The sequence below is a fragment of the Pradoshia sp. genome, assembly GCF_051873915.1.
Classification (GTDB): domain Bacteria; phylum Bacillota; class Bacilli; order Bacillales; family Pradoshiaceae; genus Pradoshia.
Genome location: NZ_JBJEFJ010000179.1, coordinates 15,345 through 29,499 on the forward strand (window position 1 = coordinate 15,345; position 14,155 = coordinate 29,499).

19 protein-coding genes and 1 pseudogene are annotated in these 14,155 nt (G+C 42.1%); 9 read left to right on the plus strand and 11 right to left on the minus strand.

Features of this window, described 5'->3' with window-relative positions; translation table 11 throughout:
* Positions 1–231: 231 nt before the first annotated feature.
* Together ACI35L_RS15535 and ACI35L_RS15540 are read right to left on the minus strand one after the other, a co-directional pair.
* The gene (locus ACI35L_RS15535; protein WP_049673033.1) at positions 232–498 is read right to left on the minus strand and encodes a YgaB family protein; all 267 of its coding nucleotides are present in this window, start codon (positions 496–498) and stop codon (positions 232–234) included.
* Positions 499–649: 151 nt separating this feature from the next.
* Entirely contained in the window at positions 650–841 is a 192-nt protein-coding gene (locus ACI35L_RS15540; RefSeq protein ID WP_049672074.1) for a gamma-type small acid-soluble spore protein, read from the minus strand.
* Positions 842–958: 117 nt separating this feature from the next.
* Here ACI35L_RS15540 and ACI35L_RS15545 point away from each other — a divergent pair, with 117 nt between their 5' ends.
* The gene (locus ACI35L_RS15545) at positions 959–1,183 is read left to right on the plus strand and encodes a hypothetical protein (protein ID WP_049672075.1); all 225 of its coding nucleotides are present in this window, start codon (positions 959–961) and stop codon (positions 1,181–1,183) included.
* A 27-nt stretch (positions 1,184–1,210) separates the two neighbouring features.
* Here ACI35L_RS15545 and mutY read toward each other — a convergent pair whose 3' ends face one another.
* Positions 1,211–2,293: an A/G-specific adenine glycosylase gene (gene mutY, locus ACI35L_RS15550; RefSeq protein ID WP_049672076.1), complete on the minus strand. Its 1,083-nt coding sequence runs from the start codon at positions 2,291–2,293 to the stop codon at positions 1,211–1,213.
* Between the two features lie 184 nt (positions 2,294–2,477).
* Here mutY and ACI35L_RS15555 point away from each other — a divergent pair, with 184 nt between their 5' ends.
* Positions 2,478–3,458: a metal-dependent hydrolase gene (locus tag ACI35L_RS15555; RefSeq protein WP_049672077.1), complete on the plus strand. Its 981-nt coding sequence runs from the start codon at positions 2,478–2,480 to the stop codon at positions 3,456–3,458.
* Between the two features lie 77 nt (positions 3,459–3,535).
* The gene (locus ACI35L_RS15560; RefSeq protein WP_049673034.1) at positions 3,536–3,697 is read left to right on the plus strand and encodes a small, acid-soluble spore protein K; all 162 of its coding nucleotides are present in this window, start codon (positions 3,536–3,538) and stop codon (positions 3,695–3,697) included.
* A 57-nt stretch (positions 3,698–3,754) separates the two neighbouring features.
* Here ACI35L_RS15560 and ACI35L_RS15565 read toward each other — a convergent pair whose 3' ends face one another.
* On the minus strand, positions 3,755–4,072 hold the full coding sequence (locus ACI35L_RS15565; RefSeq protein ID WP_049673035.1) for a YfhH family protein: 318 nt from the start codon (positions 4,070–4,072) through the stop codon (positions 3,755–3,757).
* Positions 4,073–4,087: 15 nt separating this feature from the next.
* Entirely contained in the window at positions 4,088–4,918 is an 831-nt protein-coding gene (recX, locus tag ACI35L_RS15570; RefSeq protein WP_049672078.1) for a recombination regulator RecX, read from the minus strand.
* Positions 4,919–5,048: 130 nt separating this feature from the next.
* Between recX and ACI35L_RS15575 the strand changes: the two genes are divergently transcribed.
* The gene (locus ACI35L_RS15575; RefSeq protein ID WP_082197186.1) at positions 5,049–5,177 is read left to right on the plus strand and encodes a YfhE family protein; all 129 of its coding nucleotides are present in this window, start codon (positions 5,049–5,051) and stop codon (positions 5,175–5,177) included.
* An 88-nt stretch (positions 5,178–5,265) separates the two neighbouring features.
* A complete protein-coding gene (locus tag ACI35L_RS15580) occupies positions 5,266–5,448 on the plus strand; it encodes a YfhD family protein (protein ID WP_049672079.1) in 183 nt (60 codons plus the stop codon).
* Positions 5,449–5,487: 39 nt separating this feature from the next.
* On the opposite strand, the gene ACI35L_RS15585 is transcribed toward ACI35L_RS15580, so the two are convergent.
* Positions 5,488–6,003: a hypothetical protein gene (locus tag ACI35L_RS15585; protein ID WP_049672080.1), complete on the minus strand. Its 516-nt coding sequence runs from the start codon at positions 6,001–6,003 to the stop codon at positions 5,488–5,490.
* Between the two features lie 206 nt (positions 6,004–6,209).
* Here ACI35L_RS15585 and ACI35L_RS15590 point away from each other — a divergent pair, with 206 nt between their 5' ends.
* Positions 6,210–7,763 (plus strand): ABC-F family ATP-binding cassette domain-containing protein, encoded by a 1,554-nt coding sequence (locus ACI35L_RS15590; RefSeq protein ID WP_049672081.1) that lies wholly within the window; start codon positions 6,210–6,212, stop codon positions 7,761–7,763.
* A 47-nt stretch (positions 7,764–7,810) separates the two neighbouring features.
* Here ACI35L_RS15590 and ACI35L_RS15595 read toward each other — a convergent pair whose 3' ends face one another.
* The 4 genes and pseudogenes from ACI35L_RS15595 to ACI35L_RS15610 all read right to left on the minus strand — a co-directional run bounded on the left by ACI35L_RS15595 (position 7,811) and on the right by ACI35L_RS15610 (position 11,367).
* Positions 7,811–8,950: a zinc-dependent alcohol dehydrogenase gene (locus ACI35L_RS15595; protein WP_049672082.1), complete on the minus strand. Its 1,140-nt coding sequence runs from the start codon at positions 8,948–8,950 to the stop codon at positions 7,811–7,813.
* A gap of 152 nt (positions 8,951–9,102) precedes the next feature.
* Positions 9,103–9,537 (minus strand): ferritin-like domain-containing protein, encoded by a 435-nt coding sequence (locus ACI35L_RS15600; protein WP_439803270.1) that lies wholly within the window; start codon positions 9,535–9,537, stop codon positions 9,103–9,105.
* Positions 9,538–10,034: 497 nt separating this feature from the next.
* Positions 10,035–10,593 (minus strand): annotated as a pseudogene (locus ACI35L_RS15605) (shikimate kinase).
* Between the two features lie 213 nt (positions 10,594–10,806).
* On the minus strand, positions 10,807–11,367 hold the full coding sequence (locus ACI35L_RS15610) for a general stress protein (protein WP_049672084.1): 561 nt from the start codon (positions 11,365–11,367) through the stop codon (positions 10,807–10,809).
* Positions 11,368–11,511: 144 nt separating this feature from the next.
* Here ACI35L_RS15610 and ACI35L_RS15615 point away from each other — a divergent pair, with 144 nt between their 5' ends.
* Positions 11,512–11,829, plus strand: coding sequence for a DUF948 domain-containing protein (locus tag ACI35L_RS15615; RefSeq protein ID WP_049672085.1), 318 nt, complete (start codon positions 11,512–11,514; stop codon positions 11,827–11,829).
* A 50-nt stretch (positions 11,830–11,879) separates the two neighbouring features.
* On the opposite strand, the gene ACI35L_RS15620 is transcribed toward ACI35L_RS15615, so the two are convergent.
* A complete protein-coding gene (locus tag ACI35L_RS15620; RefSeq protein WP_049672086.1) occupies positions 11,880–12,512 on the minus strand; it encodes an HAD family hydrolase in 633 nt (210 codons plus the stop codon).
* 305 nt (positions 12,513–12,817) lie between these two features.
* On the opposite strand from ACI35L_RS15620, the gene ACI35L_RS15625 reads away from it, so the two are divergent.
* Both ACI35L_RS15625 and qoxA read left to right on the plus strand, forming a co-directional pair.
* Entirely contained in the window at positions 12,818–12,958 is a 141-nt protein-coding gene (locus ACI35L_RS15625; protein ID WP_156185654.1) for a BA3454 family stress response protein, read from the plus strand.
* Positions 12,959–13,259: 301 nt separating this feature from the next.
* Positions 13,260–14,144: a cytochrome aa3 quinol oxidase subunit II gene (gene qoxA / locus ACI35L_RS15630; RefSeq protein WP_053103777.1), complete on the plus strand. Its 885-nt coding sequence runs from the start codon at positions 13,260–13,262 to the stop codon at positions 14,142–14,144.
* Positions 14,145–14,155 lie beyond the last annotated feature (11 nt).

The following is a 14,155-nucleotide window of genomic DNA, read 5'->3' on the forward strand; positions in this document are numbered from 1 at the left end:
TTGTCCTTATTCAGTATAAATAAGACACCATTTCCGTATTCTTCTTATTTATTATAACGATTTGAGCGTGATTTTAAAACAAAGTGAACCAGGATTATGCATACAACCTCATGAACAAGTATTATATACTTCCCACTTCCCGCCATATGTGAAACACTTGGCTCTATATGTATAAACATTCGATTAAACAAATAAAAAAGAACATCGATTAGATGCCCTTTAAAAACAATCTCAATCATGCATGATTTTCTCAGTAGAGGATTTCGTCTGGTAGCTTTCAATAACCCTCTCTGTCAGCTGCATGAAAATATTCTGAATCGAATTCAGCTCTTTCTTCATTTCCATAATATCATCCTGTACGGATAATAAATCCTGCTCCTTCTTACGGTTCCTCAATTCTTCCTCAAGCTCTCTGTAACGGTCAAGTTCTGTTTGCATATTTAATAATTTATCCATGATCAACATCTGCTCATTCACTAATTCCTCAAAGCTTTTCATCGTCATCACCCACCTCTTGTCCGTATAAAGAATAATTTCTCTATGTAGTGCTTTAATCCCTTTGACTTTTTCTGTTGGCTAATAAGAGGTTTTGTCGACATAAAAAGAAGCACCTGCCAGGCAAGGGCAAGTGCTTCGGATTAAGCATGCATTAAGATTGTTTTCCGAAGTTACCGGAGTTTTTCGCTTTGTTTTGTTCAGCTTTTTGGTTAGCTTCTCTTACGCTTTGCACATCAGTTTCAGATGCAAATTCAGAGCCGTATTGTCCTTGGCTTTGACCTGCAGATTGTGCGTTTTGTTGTCTCACTAGGTTAGCATTTGTTTTTGAACTGTTGTTAGCCATTCGTATCACCTCCACAACTATTAATGTGTCCAAGACACATATTGTTATTCAAAACTTTTACGAGTGATTTAGGCAGCTTTTCGGAAAACTATCTATTATTTAAAGGAGGGCTTACACATGTATGTAGGACGAGATATGACTGAGCTGTCAATGATTAAGAAGGAGGAATGGAAGGACTCAGAGCTTGAGTATTTTCATCATTCTCTTATGCAGATTATGCCTTATTTAAATGTTGAAGGGCATACGATTCAACGTGAGATTATCGAGGAAATTGAACGCCGAGGCGGATTAACCCGCTTTGAGGCTGACTGGACACACGGGACACGCATCTCTTATGACTAATGAAAAAAAACAGTGGCGGATAATCCGTCACTGTTTCTCATTCATTAAATGGGCTTCGTAGATTTTTTGATGGGATACAGGCAGTGCGTAGTCTTTGAAATCCTCATCCCTCACAAAGGCAGTTTTTCGGCCCTCTTCTGTAAACCGTTCCACATTTTCTACCCTTGCCTCATAGGCAGTGATTTCCCAAACAAGATGGGAGAAGACATGGCTGATTTGTCCAATTGGACGAATATCTTCTATGACAAGATGATGTTCCTTGGCCATAATCTGCTTTAAATCCTCCATGCCGCTGACCTCATAATTGGGAAATTCCCATAAACCAGCAAGCAGTCCGGATGACGGCCTTTTTCGAATAACCATCCTGCCGCTCTTATCAATCAAGACAAGGGCACTTAATTGAACTGTCTTCGTCTTCTTGGCCTTTGTCTTTACAGGAAGCTCCTGCTGCAACCCTTTTTCAAACGCTTGGCAATGCTCACGTACAGGACATAGCAGACATGAAGGCTTTGTCGGCGTACAGATTAAAGCCCCAAGCTCCATTAAGGCCTGGTTAAATTCAGACGTATGATCATGGTCAATCAATTCTCTCACAGCCTGCTCAAATACTTTTCTTGTGGCAGGTTTAGCAATATCATCATAAATTTCTAATATGCGCGAGAGCACCCTCATGACATTCCCATCAACAGCCGGCTCCGGCAGCCCGTATGCAATACTTAGAATCGCACCTGCTGTATAAGGGCCAACGCCCTTAAGGCGGCTTATTTCCTCTGGCGTATTTGGAACAGTACCGCCATAGCTTTCTTTCACTTCTTTCACGGCAGCATGCAGATTACGCACTCTTGAATAGTAACCAAGACCTTCCCAAGCTTTGAGGATTCTCTCCTCGTCTGCCTCTGCAAAATCTTCAAGTGTTGGGAACCATTCCATGAACCGCTCGTAATAAGGTATGACTGTATCGACACGTGTTTGCTGCAGCATAATTTCAGATACCCAAACCCTGTAGGGGTCTTTATTCATTCTCCACGGGAGCACCCGTTGTTCCTCCAAAAACCAATTTACCAAATCTTCTCTGAATTGCTCAATATTATTACTGGCTAACTTTTTCACGTTTCCTCCTGGTTATGTTAAATATTCGGGCAAAAAGGGAATATAAACATATTAGAAATAAACTTAGCAAGGTTAATTTCTTCATTGTAATTCATCCATTTCGGTATGGAAAGTAATTAAAATATGGATAGTATAGACATATAGTCTTTCATCTAAGTCTGTTTGCGGCAAAGGAGGTTTTCATATGGATACCGGTACACATCTTGTTATGGGTATAGCGCTCGGCGGGCTTGCTACTTTGGACCCTGTTGTGGCACATAGCTCATACACTGCGACTGCCGTTATGATTGGTACCGTTCTAGGCTCACAAGCACCTGATATCGACACTGTTTTGAAAATGCGCAATAATGCTGTTTATATACGGAATCACCGGGGAATGACCCATTCTATTCCCTTTGTATTATTGTGGCCGGTCTTGATTACAGCTGCCGCCTCCCTTATTCTTCCGGAGGCAAATGTATTGCATACATGGCTTTGGACCTTCCTAGCCGTTTTTCTCCACGTATTCGTCGATATATTCAATGCATACGGAACACAGGCAATCAGACCGTTATCCTCTAGATGGGTGGCACTCGGCATCATCAATACATTTGACCCTTTTATCTTCGGGATTCATATCGCCGGCTTAATATTATGGGCATTCGGTCTTCCGCCAGGCCCGACATTTGTCATGGTGTACATTATCGTCATTGGGTATTATCTTGCGCGGATTCTCGAGCACCGTTCCATTAAAGAACTTGTACGCCAAAAGATTCCTGATGCAAGACGAATCATCCTCTCACCGACAATGCGCTATCACAAATGGAAGATTGCTGTGACGACAGGGGATAAGTATTATGTTGCGGTTGCTGAGAACCGGGAAATCAGCATCCTTGATACATTTGACAGACATCCATTACCGGAAAGCCGTGTACTTGATGCGGCCTTGCAGGATGTGAACCTATCGGCCTTTGTTTCTTTCTCCCCGGTCTACCGGTGGGAGATCAGCTATGAAAACGAAATGTTCACCGTCAGGTTTATCGACCTTCGCTATCGAAGCAGAGGGCGTTATCCATTTGTGGCAATTGTTCATCTGGATGATCAATTGAATATCCTTAATTCATTCACTGGCTGGGTATTCACTGAGGAGAAGCTCCAAAAGAAATTAAATATCATCACAGGCTGATGGGAAATATTCGCATGCCTATTTCATCCTCCGCTTCCCATACTAAGAGGGAATCTAAGGAGAAAGGCATGATACAGATGAGAAATAAAGAAACAGGATTCCCTTATCAGCATGACAATAAATTCAGGGCTGAAACAGCCCGCGCCAAATCCAAATATGCTTCAAAGCGCCCAGATGGCACTACCAATACCCATCCTGAGGAACGAATGTATGCCTCTAGTCATCGGGATGAAGAATAAGCCCAAAATCAAAACCGCCCTCTATGGGCGGTTTTTTATTAAATGAATTTACTGTTTCTATTTCAACCTTTGTAATAAGGAGATGGGCAGTCCTTCCTCTTCTCCTTTATTCAGGCGAAATCCCCATGCGAATACGCCTTTCAAATACTCGACCTTAAAATATTCACCCGGAGCACCGTCAATCCCATAAATTTCACCCGGTTCAAAATCCTTCGGGTTTAAAGAATAGGCCTTTGCCATAACCGCTCTTCTCTTATGGACGGCAAATTCATTCACCATCCCTAGCTGCTCGGCCTTTCTTGCCTTTTCATTTAATTCAGCTATTGTCTGTCTTAATTCATGCTCAGTCATTTCACTAAATTTCTTCTCTTCCATCCCCATATGCCCCTCTCACAGTTCGTATTCTTGATTGTCTATCTGCTCTTTTCCAAGCTCAACAAACTTATTAATTAAGTCCATTTGAAATCCTTTACGGAATAAGGCTGTTTTCATCTTCTGCCCATATTCCCGTTCTTCAAGCTTTGCATACTTACGATGAAATTTCTGTCCCATCAGTACGAGGCTTTCCCACTCGCTATCCTCATCCACTGATGCGAGCTCGTCCGCAACAGATGCAGCAAGCCCCATATTATAACCCTTTCTTGTTAAGAAAAGCACAGCTTTTTGCTTCGCCTCTTTGTGAGAGCCCTTGCTTTTCTTCAATGATTTTTGCGCCAAAGCCTCCGCATTCTCCCATTGAAGAGCTGGTGTATATTGCTCTAGAGCTTCATCCTGCATACTCACAGAAATTCCCTTCTCGCTAAGCTCCCGTTTAATTAAATCCGGTCCCTTCCTGGCAATATTCATCTGGGTACGGACATAAGCTTTGGCATATTCCTCATCATTGACATATTTATATTCTCGCAATTTATGCATGGCTTCATCAATTACGGCTTCTTCCCATTCTTTCTCAGCCAGGTAAGCAGCAATCTCTCTTTCTGACCTCATACGATATGACAGGAAATGAACAGCCGACTGGAAGGCTTTTTGAACATGGTCGCGATATTGAATCTCCATAATGGCAAGTTCATCAACTTCCATTCCTTTCGATAACCGCATGCGGACGAGGAGGTCTTCATCTACACTAAATCCATATTCCTCTGCTTTCCCCTCATCGGATAAATAGATATTGAATCGGTTTTTATTTCGTTTTTGCTGTTCAATCTTTGAAATATTCGGCAACCTCTATTCACCTCCTCCTTTAATGTAGCATAATGTGATTCATTCAACTACCGAAAGAAACATCAGCGGAATAGTTCAGGTTTATTTTGGAAAATATAGAGAGGTAAACTATGTGCAGGAGGAATGTGTAATGGATAAGAAAAAACGTGAGAGCATGAAAAAATCACTAACAACTACACAAGAAGTAATGTATCAGCGTGAATTCAAACGAGCTGACCGCGCAGGCGGCTTCAGCGGGCCAAAAGGCATTCGTCCGTGAATTACCTGTATTTTACCGGTCTGATTCATGAATCAGTAGCACATACTATCCTTTGAGAAACAATCACTTTCCAAGGAGGGAACTTGCAATGGGCAGGTATAACCATAACTTAGTTCACGCTAAATCCCGAAAGCTGACAGCCGACATGCGCGGACTGTCGGATGGAATCGATGTTGAATTCTCAGAGGCACTTGCTGACCACGATGATCTCGTGGCGCAGGAAAGAGCCAGAGCCGCCGATGAGCGTGCAAGGGCTCGAGCTAAGCAATAAAGAACGGCCCGCTGAAAAGCGGGCCGTTTCTTATGTCTCTTATGAATTTACTTCTGCATTTAAACTAACAGGTGTTAGACCAAGCTCTTCAAAGATATCATTGATCATTTCAGAACCAAGGTTAAAGGATTCATTAGCATCCTCCAGCTTTTCTGAAGAGTTTCCAGCAAGGATCTCAGCTTTCTTGCTATAAGACGTTTGAATCGCTTCAGTCGCCACATCTAGGTTTTTCTTATAATTGCTTAATGCTTTAGGCACTTCGACTTTGCCAAGGGCATCAGCAGTTGCCTTTGCAGATTCAGAAGCAGCAGCTTTATCCTCATCTGTCAGTGTATCTGGTTCCTCAGATAATTCATATGTATTCAATGCTGTATCATTTGCATTAATCGTGTTGGCTAATGAGAGGTAGAAATCAAGCATCTCGCTCTTTACATCCTCCTCTGATACTTTTGAATCATCTGAGCTTTCCTCTTTGGAAGAATCCTCTGATGAACAACCAACAACAAGAATAAAAGCAAATGCCATCATAATACTCAGTAAAAATTTGTTTTTCATCCCTTTTTCATTCCTTTCCATATTTCTATTGTGCATTTTATATCATACAACTATTTAAATTGTTCGTAAACATCTGAATAATCTCGTTTTTACAATGTTTTTCGACAGTGGAAAATAATGTGTTAATCTAGGCATTTTCACATAAATATTGTACTATTAAATGCGAGATGAACCATTAATTACAAACAAGAGTCAGGAGAATGACCATGATATTATCAGTCAAGAATTTAAGTCATGGATTTGGCGACCGCGCCATCTTCAACGATGTATCGTTCCGTCTGTTAAAGGGAGAACATATCGGTCTTGTTGGAGCTAACGGCGAAGGCAAATCCACCTTCATGAATATTGTTACCGGCCAATTGGAACCTGATGAAGGAAAGGTTGAGTGGAACAAGAAAGTCCGTACCGGCTACCTTGACCAGCATGCCGTTCTTGAAAAAGGGATGACCATTCGTGATGTATTAAAGACAGCCTTCCAATATTTATTCGATATCGAGCAAGAGATGAATGACATCTTCGCAAGTATGGGGGATGCATCCCCTGAGGAATTAGAAACATTGCTTGAAGAGTCTGGCGTCCTGCAAGATATCCTTACTAATAATGATTTCTATGTCATCGATGCAAAAGTAGAGGAAATCGCACGAGGACTGGGATTAGATGAGATTGGACTTGAACGGGATGTCCAAGACTTGAGCGGTGGACAAAGAACGAAGGTATTACTCGCAAAGCTGTTATTAGAAAAACCTGACATCCTTCTTTTGGATGAGCCGACTAACTATTTGGATGAGCAGCATATCGAATGGCTGAAGCGCTATCTCCAAAATTATGAGAATGCCTTCATTCTCATCTCACATGATATTCCATTCCTCAATAGTGTCATCAATCTTGTTTACCATATGGAAAACCAAGAGCTGACACGCTATGTCGGAAATTATGATGACTTCATGAAAGTATATGAAGTAAAGAAACAGCAGCTTGAAGCCGCCTATAAGCGCCAGCAGCAGGAAATTGCCGACCTGAAGGATTTCGTTGCCCGCAATAAGGCACGTGTATCCACACGTAATATGGCAATGTCCCGTCAGAAAAAGCTGGATAAGATGGATGTCATTGAACTGGCTAAGGAACGTCCGAAACCGGAATTCCATTTCCGCGAAGCCCGTACTTCCGGGAAGCTCATCTTTGAGACAAAGGATTTAGTCATCGGCTATACCGAGCCATTATCAAGACCGCTTAATCTTCGGATGGAACGCGGCCAAAAAGTGGCGTTCACAGGTGCCAATGGAATCGGAAAAACGACGCTTCTGCGCAGCATCCTTGGTGAATTGAAGCCGATATCCGGTCAGGTCGAGCTTGGAGAGCACTTGCATATCGGCTATTTCGAGCAGGAAGTTAAAAACCCATCAACCAAAACGTGTATCGAAGAGATCTGGCAGGAGTTCCCCTCCTATAACCAAGCAGAGATTCGTGCAGCCCTTGCAAAATGCGGCCTGACAACGAAGCATATTGAAAGCAGGGTAGATGTCTTAAGCGGTGGAGAAAAAGCGAAGGTACGCCTGTGTAAGCTCATTAACAATGAGAATAATCTGCTCGTGCTTGATGAGCCGACAAACCATCTTGATGTTGATGCGAAGGAAGAATTGAAACGTGCATTAAAAGCATTTAAAGGGAGCATTCTCCTCATCAGCCATGAGCCTGATTTCTATCAGGACATTGCAACAGATGTATGGAATTGTGAAACCTGGACAACGAAGGTATTTTAAGCCTAATAAACCCCTGCAGCAAAGCTTGCTGCAGGGGTTTTGTATGATTATGGCTTTAAAATAACCTTTGTGCAGTCATCCTCATGCTCATTGAACAAGGAATAGGCTTTTGCCGCATCGGTAAGAGGCATCTTATGCGTAATGATCTCTGTCGGATCAATCTTTCCTTCTTCAATCATCTTGTATAAACGCGGCATATAATGAATGACTGGAGCTTGTCCTGTTTTGATGGTGACATTGCGGGAGAAGAATTTCTCAAGCGGGAACATATTATAGGTCATTCCGTAAACACCGGTAAGCTGAACGGTACCAAATTTACGTACTGCATCGGTCGCAATTTTGATGGCGCTTAATGTTCCGCCCTGAAGCATTAACTTTTGTTCGATCTTCTCGATAGCAGATTTCTTTCCGTCCATTCCAACGCAATCGATGACCACATCAGCACCGCCGCTAGTCAAATCCTTAATATAGCTGCCCGTATCATTGTAATCAATTAAATTAACCGTTTCTACTTTATTCATTCTTTCTGCCTGCTTCAAACGGTAGTCTAAATGATCAACGGCAATCACACGCTTAGCTCCAGCAAGCCAAGCAAATTTCTGGGCCATCAAACCTATCGGACCGCAGCCAAGGACAACGACTGTGTCATCTGGCTTCACACCAGCATGCTCGACACTCCATAAGGCAGTTGGAAGTACGTCTGACATAAATAAGACTTGCTCATCCTCAAGCTCGGAGGATTCAGGAATTACAAACGGCATGAAATTCGCGAATGGCACTCGCAAATATTCCGCCTGTCCTCCCGGATGGTTTCCATACCGTTCCGTATAGCCGAAATATCCGCCCGTATCCTGATGGGGATTGGATTCTGAATGATCGCATTGGCTTTCCATTTCATTTTGACAATAGAAGCATTGGCCGCAGGAGACATTAAATGGAATGACAACACGGTCGCCCTTTTTCACCTTTGTAACTTCCGGTCCAACCTCCTCTACAATACCCATTGGTTCATGCCCAATGACATAGCCCTTACTGATTGGCATATTTCCTTGATAAATGTGCAAGTCAGATCCGCATATTGCCGTAGACGTTATTTTGACAATAATATCATCATTCTTCTGAAGCTTTGGATCTTCTACTTCCTTGACTTGAATATCTTTTGCACCCTGATAAGTTACAGCCCGCATTTTTCAGCCTCCTATAATTTAGGTTCTCTTTCCTTATTCCCATAAGGATAGACGCTTATGCCAAAAAAAGGAGAAAAAGGCAGATAGGCGGAATTATGACTATTAACAGATCTTGCTAATTTAGTCATCAAGCCCGCCCTGTTTCACGCTTGTCACTTATTCTTAATCCATAAATACAAAAACCAGACGGCATGGTTCTGCTCATCCTTTGCAGCCCGTGTGAAGAATTGCTTTACCGCTGTGTTTGCTGCATGATCGGCAATGGTCAAATACTTATCAACCGTATTCTGTTCATCAATTATCGCCGCCTCGAGTCCAAGCTCATATTCATCCGGGCATTCCTCAATCAGCTCAGGCTTTGGATCGCGTCCAAATATTCCCGAGTAAAGCTTCACCAATTCCGTAAAATGCTTAATCTCATCATTCCGTATTTCAAGAATCCGCTCTCTTTCCTGGTCATTCGGAGCCATTCTTGCGAGCTTCTCATAGCATTTAACCGCACTGTACTCCCCATCGATGGCGCCCTTCATTTGCTTGATTAACTCATCAACCGCCTGTTGCTGATTCCTCGCATAGTAGTAATACATCCAGTCCCCCCCTAACGTATTCCTCCATACTCTATGACAATCCCCCAAATTAGGTTCAAAAAGCTGACGGTGTTTTCAATAAAAAATATGGGGTATATAACAAGTGTGGCTGATATGTGATTACAACACGTGGTTATCTTATTAATGGACGTTGATTCCGAAATTTGACAGAATGAAAGTAAGGGTATATACTTAGAGTAATGTAATAAAAGTGACGTACTGAGTGGAGATGTAAACATATATGGCATTCTGCAGAAATGTTTTTTATCGGAACACTTATTCACACTGGATCGGCTTCGGAGCCGTAAGGATGTAAGAGAGGTAGGGCTTACGTCGTTTAAGTAAAACGTCCAAGTGGAATAGATAACCGCGGCAGTTTACATGTACGCACTTCATAAGAGATTAACCCATCTTATTTCATTATCAGAACGGAGCAGACTATTCTAGTTTGTTCCGTTTTTTAATGCAAAAAAGCGCAGTCCTTTTTAAGAAAGCGCCTAGAAATTAAATGTGTCCCGAATCAATCGAGCGACCTCTTCTGCCGATCGCTCAGTATTATCAACTCTCATATAATTTTCCCTCTCAATTTCACCCTCATGTGAATTCAAACGATACGTCTGCATCGAATTCGTTAATTCCGCTTCGGACGCAGCAATATCCCTTTTTGTCGGTTTGTGCTCCAGCCTGTTCGCACTCCGATTCCTGCTCAGCCTTTCGTTCCAGCTCTGCCTCTAGTTCAACGAAATAGACATCCGCTCCTTCTGATTCAAATACCTTACAGACATCATTCACAAAATCCCAATCCTCTTGTTCATTAAATGCCCATACACAAGTGAAAATCAGTCCCTCCATTTCACTGGCTGCAGCAGACTTAAATATCTCCATTCGAAATTGGTTCGTGAGCCTCCACATTTCCGGCGTGAAACCAAAAAGGGGCTCCAGCATTTCAATGGTCATATGATTATGAAATAATTTCATGCCCGTCATACTGGCTAATTCTTGCCCTACCGTCATCTTCCCAACAGCTTGCGGGCCAAAGATTAGAACAAATTTCATTATTTTCCTCCTATGTAAGAAGCTTTATTTAGTCAAGCTGCCATTTCTCCTATTGTAGAAGATCTATCGTTCTACTTAACCAATGTATATATTTATTTCTCACTTCTTCTAACCCTCCATCCTTATCTCCTCACCTTTCATTCTAGCATTTCTTATCGCTTAAAAAGACTGATAGCATCCCATGAAAAAAGAGGCCATAAATGGCCTCTTTTCTTAAAGCTCTGTATTTCCTCGTAAATTAGGGTCTCCACCAGTGGTGGGGTTGATTGCCTCTGATCTTGTTCGCTCAGCTTGTACAAGCGGATCATCCGATTTCTCATAGGTGTCCCTGTCGGTGTATTTCTTCTGGGCCTCTGGATCAACCAAGACAAGGATCTTCCCTGATTCTACGTCTCTTTCATATTGCTTGGCATCCTCATCCGGGACGCCCATACCAACAAGTGCTCCTGCAAGACCGCCTGCACCAATTCCCGCTGCCATCCCGCTTAAAGTTGCGGCAATCGGTCCAGCAGCCACAATTGGACCCACACCTGGGATAGCAAGGGCTCCAAGCCCCGCAAGCAATCCAGTCAAGCCTCCGAGAACACCTCCCGTCGCAGCGCCAGCGGCTAGACCATTATCCACCTTTGTCTTATCCGTAATATTTTTCGTTTCTTCCTTATCCTTGGCTACGACCGAGATATCATCGCGATCATATCCTTCCTCTTGCAGCTTCTTCACGGCCTTGACCGCTTCTTCTCCATTTTCATAAACACCAATTACTTTCTTATCCACACATTTCACCCTCCTAGAAAAATTCTTATATGGAAACATTACCCGGAAACAATCTCGATAATCCATTTTTTGTTTCTTTGTTACTTCATCATTTTTCAGGGTATTATAGAATAAGTGAAACGTAAGCGGTAAGGAGGAATCGCAATGATTATCGTATGGATTAGTGTTGGGCTCATTGTCGCTTCACTTGTCTTTCTTGGCATCTTTGCCGTTAAGACGATGAAGGAATCAAAACCAGTCATGACAAAAATGAATGCGACTATCACACGTATTCAGCAGCAAACCGATACAATCAAGATGCAAACTGATCATTTAAGCGCCACTCAGGCGAAAATTACAGAGGATATCGAGTACAAAAAACAAGCCGTCAATTACCCGGTCAACGAAGCGAAACAGATTGTTCCCCGCTTAAAGACCCTTTGGGCAGCAACCCCGTTTTCCAGCCTGCTCCCAAAAAAATAAACCAAAAAGGAACGCCCCCATCATGATTGGAAGCGTTCCTTTTTGTTATGTTATTTTGGGAAGATTTCAAGAAGATCGCGCAAGGAATGAATATGGTAATCTGCTCCATCCAGCTCTCCATCATCCGCAAAGCCAAAGTGACAAGCAATAGCCGGTATTCCATTTGCATGAGCTGCTTCAATATCAGATGAGCGGTCCCCAATCATATATGCTTCTTCCTTAGGAAGGACCGCAAAATGAGCCTGCAGTATCTCTTCCTTTTTCTTTCCTTGCACTAATTCAATGCAAAGCGGGTCATCAAAATATTCCTCTATTCCTTGAGTTTCCAAAATTCGTTCAAGATAAGCCGTTGAACAGTTACTCGCGGTTGTCAATCTATGTCCTCTCTCCTTTAACTCAGAGAGCACCTCCTTCACATACGGCAGCAGGACATCATGCTCCTGCATCATGTCCAATAGCTTTACCTCCCAGCTTGATTGAATGTGGATAAGCTCCTCAGGCTTCCCGTCTGGAATGAGTGTTTCCCAAAACTCCTTCTTCGGAAGTCCAAATACAGATTGAATTGCCTTAGGCTCAGGCATTTTTAGGTGAGGATAACGCTTGATTTCCTCCTGAATAAGCGGGATGCTAAGCTGTGTTGTTTCTACAAGAGTTCCATCTAAATCAAATATCAATAGTGCCAAAAGACCTACCTCCAAATCAATTATTCCCTTTAATCTCCTACAGATACAAGCATCAATAGGAAAGATAAACCAAAAAATATGGATTTTTTATGAAATTTATTATATAATAGAATTAACCCGCAAACATGACCAATGTTTAATGCCATCCCGCTTTGGGAATAAATTTTTATCTCCTTCTTCACCGCACATTATGTACACCTTCTACTAAACATTAACCAGCACTCATTTACCCTACTTTTTAGCGCAGCCAACATCTTATGCGTTTATTAACTGAATCAATTTTTATCAAAAGGAGAGATGTAACAATGATGAATGTAACAGTTGTAGTTGATTTCATGGGAAGACATTATACAACAAATGTGTTGACTCAAAGAGACACGGACGAATCTGAGATCATGCAAATGGCTTACGAACAAGTTCGTAAACAATGGACACCTATTAAATAACATATGATCTTAATCAACCGCTCAGGGATAATCCCTGGGCGGTTATTTTTTTCTTTAATCATCTCGAAAAAATAGTGAAGGGTCAAATGATACTTTGCCAACTCATCTAAAAACCCGAACAAATATCTATTTCAGTAAAATATTAACTCTTTTACCTATAATCATGATTAATCTTATTTTTCACAGGTATACCAAAGGGTTATCATTTGAAATTACGTGTTCACTACTTTTATCATTAAAGGGAGGAAAGATTTTTCAATATAATTTATTTTGAAAAAAATCTATAGAAAGGAGCATAATTATGAAGAAATTCTGGCTTTCTCTTACCGTTTCAATAATGGCGCTTGCTGGATTAAGCGGATGCAGTCCAATTACTGTCCTGAATCCGAAAGGACCGCAAGCGGAAATCCAGTCAGACACAATTATTTTCTCAATGTATGTTATGGCGGGTATTTTAATCATTGTTTATGCGCTTTTTATTTATATGATTGTGAAATACCGAGCAACAAATCAGCCAGTTCAGTATGATCCTCCATACATCAAAGGAAATAAATGGCTGGAGATAATTTGGACGGCTATCCCTATTATCATTGTCATCGTGCTATCTGTCGTGACTGTAAAAACTACTTTCCAGGTGGAAAGCACACCTGCTGGTTACGAGGATGAGGAACCATTAGTCATCTATGCCGCATCATCCAACTGGAAGTGGCATTTCAGCTATCCAGAGCAAGGCATTGAAACAGTCAATTACGTCAATATCCCGACAGATAGGGAAATTGAGTTTAGACTTTACACATATGGCCCAATCACCAGCCTTTGGATTCCACAGTTAGCCGGGCAGAAATATGCCATGAGTGATATGGTCACCACCTTGCGTTTAGCGGCTGATGAGGAAGGAGAATATCACGGACGCAATGCGAACTTCAGCGGTGAAGGCTTCGCTCAAATGGATTTCATATGTGAAGCCATGACCGAAGAAGATTTCAATGACTGGGTTGATGAGGTCCAAGCAACCGCAGACCCATTGACAGAGGAAGAGTTTGATAAACTGCTTGATACCGAATACATGGGAATCGCTACCTACTCTTCTACTCACCTAGAGTTTAGACCAGCTCCTGTATGGCCATTCCATCAGCCCGAAGAGGATGAAGATGGCGGAACAGGAACAGGCGGACATAATCACTAACCTTTAGAGAA

Excerpts from the sequence above, each read along its gene's own strand:
- ACI35L_RS15535 (WP_049673033.1), bottom strand. The coding sequence starts at position 498 with ATGAAAAGCTTTGAGGAATTAGTGAATGAGCAGATGTTGATCATGGAT.
- ACI35L_RS15560 (WP_049673034.1), top strand. The coding sequence starts at position 3,536 with ATGAGAAATAAAGAAACAGGATTCCCTTATCAGCATGACAATAAATTC.
- ACI35L_RS15595 (WP_049672082.1), bottom strand. The coding sequence starts at position 8,950 with ATGCGGGCTGTAACTTATCAGGGTGCAAAAGATATTCAAGTCAAGGAA.
- qoxA (WP_053103777.1), top strand. The coding sequence starts at position 13,260 with ATGAAGAAATTCTGGCTTTCTCTTACCGTTTCAATAATGGCGCTTGCT.
- ACI35L_RS15555 (WP_049672077.1), top strand. The coding sequence starts at position 2,478 with ATGGATACCGGTACACATCTTGTTATGGGTATAGCGCTCGGCGGGCTT.
- ACI35L_RS15600 (WP_439803270.1), bottom strand. The coding sequence starts at position 9,537 with ATGTATTACTACTATGCGAGGAATCAGCAACAGGCGGTTGATGAGTTA.
- ACI35L_RS15615 (WP_049672085.1), top strand. The coding sequence starts at position 11,512 with ATGATTATCGTATGGATTAGTGTTGGGCTCATTGTCGCTTCACTTGTC.
- ACI35L_RS15580 (WP_049672079.1), top strand. The coding sequence starts at position 5,266 with ATGGGCAGGTATAACCATAACTTAGTTCACGCTAAATCCCGAAAGCTG.
- ACI35L_RS15545 (WP_049672075.1), top strand. The coding sequence starts at position 959 with ATGTATGTAGGACGAGATATGACTGAGCTGTCAATGATTAAGAAGGAG.
- ACI35L_RS15575 (WP_082197186.1), top strand. The coding sequence starts at position 5,049 with ATGGATAAGAAAAAACGTGAGAGCATGAAAAAATCACTAACAACTACA.
- ACI35L_RS15565 (WP_049673035.1), bottom strand. The coding sequence starts at position 4,072 with ATGGAAGAGAAGAAATTTAGTGAAATGACTGAGCATGAATTAAGACAG.
- ACI35L_RS15590 (WP_049672081.1), top strand. The coding sequence starts at position 6,210 with ATGATATTATCAGTCAAGAATTTAAGTCATGGATTTGGCGACCGCGCC.
- ACI35L_RS15585 (WP_049672080.1), bottom strand. The coding sequence starts at position 6,003 with ATGAAAAACAAATTTTTACTGAGTATTATGATGGCATTTGCTTTTATT.
- ACI35L_RS15540 (WP_049672074.1), bottom strand. The coding sequence starts at position 841 with ATGGCTAACAACAGTTCAAAAACAAATGCTAACCTAGTGAGACAACAA.
- ACI35L_RS15625 (WP_156185654.1), top strand. The coding sequence starts at position 12,818 with ATGATGAATGTAACAGTTGTAGTTGATTTCATGGGAAGACATTATACA.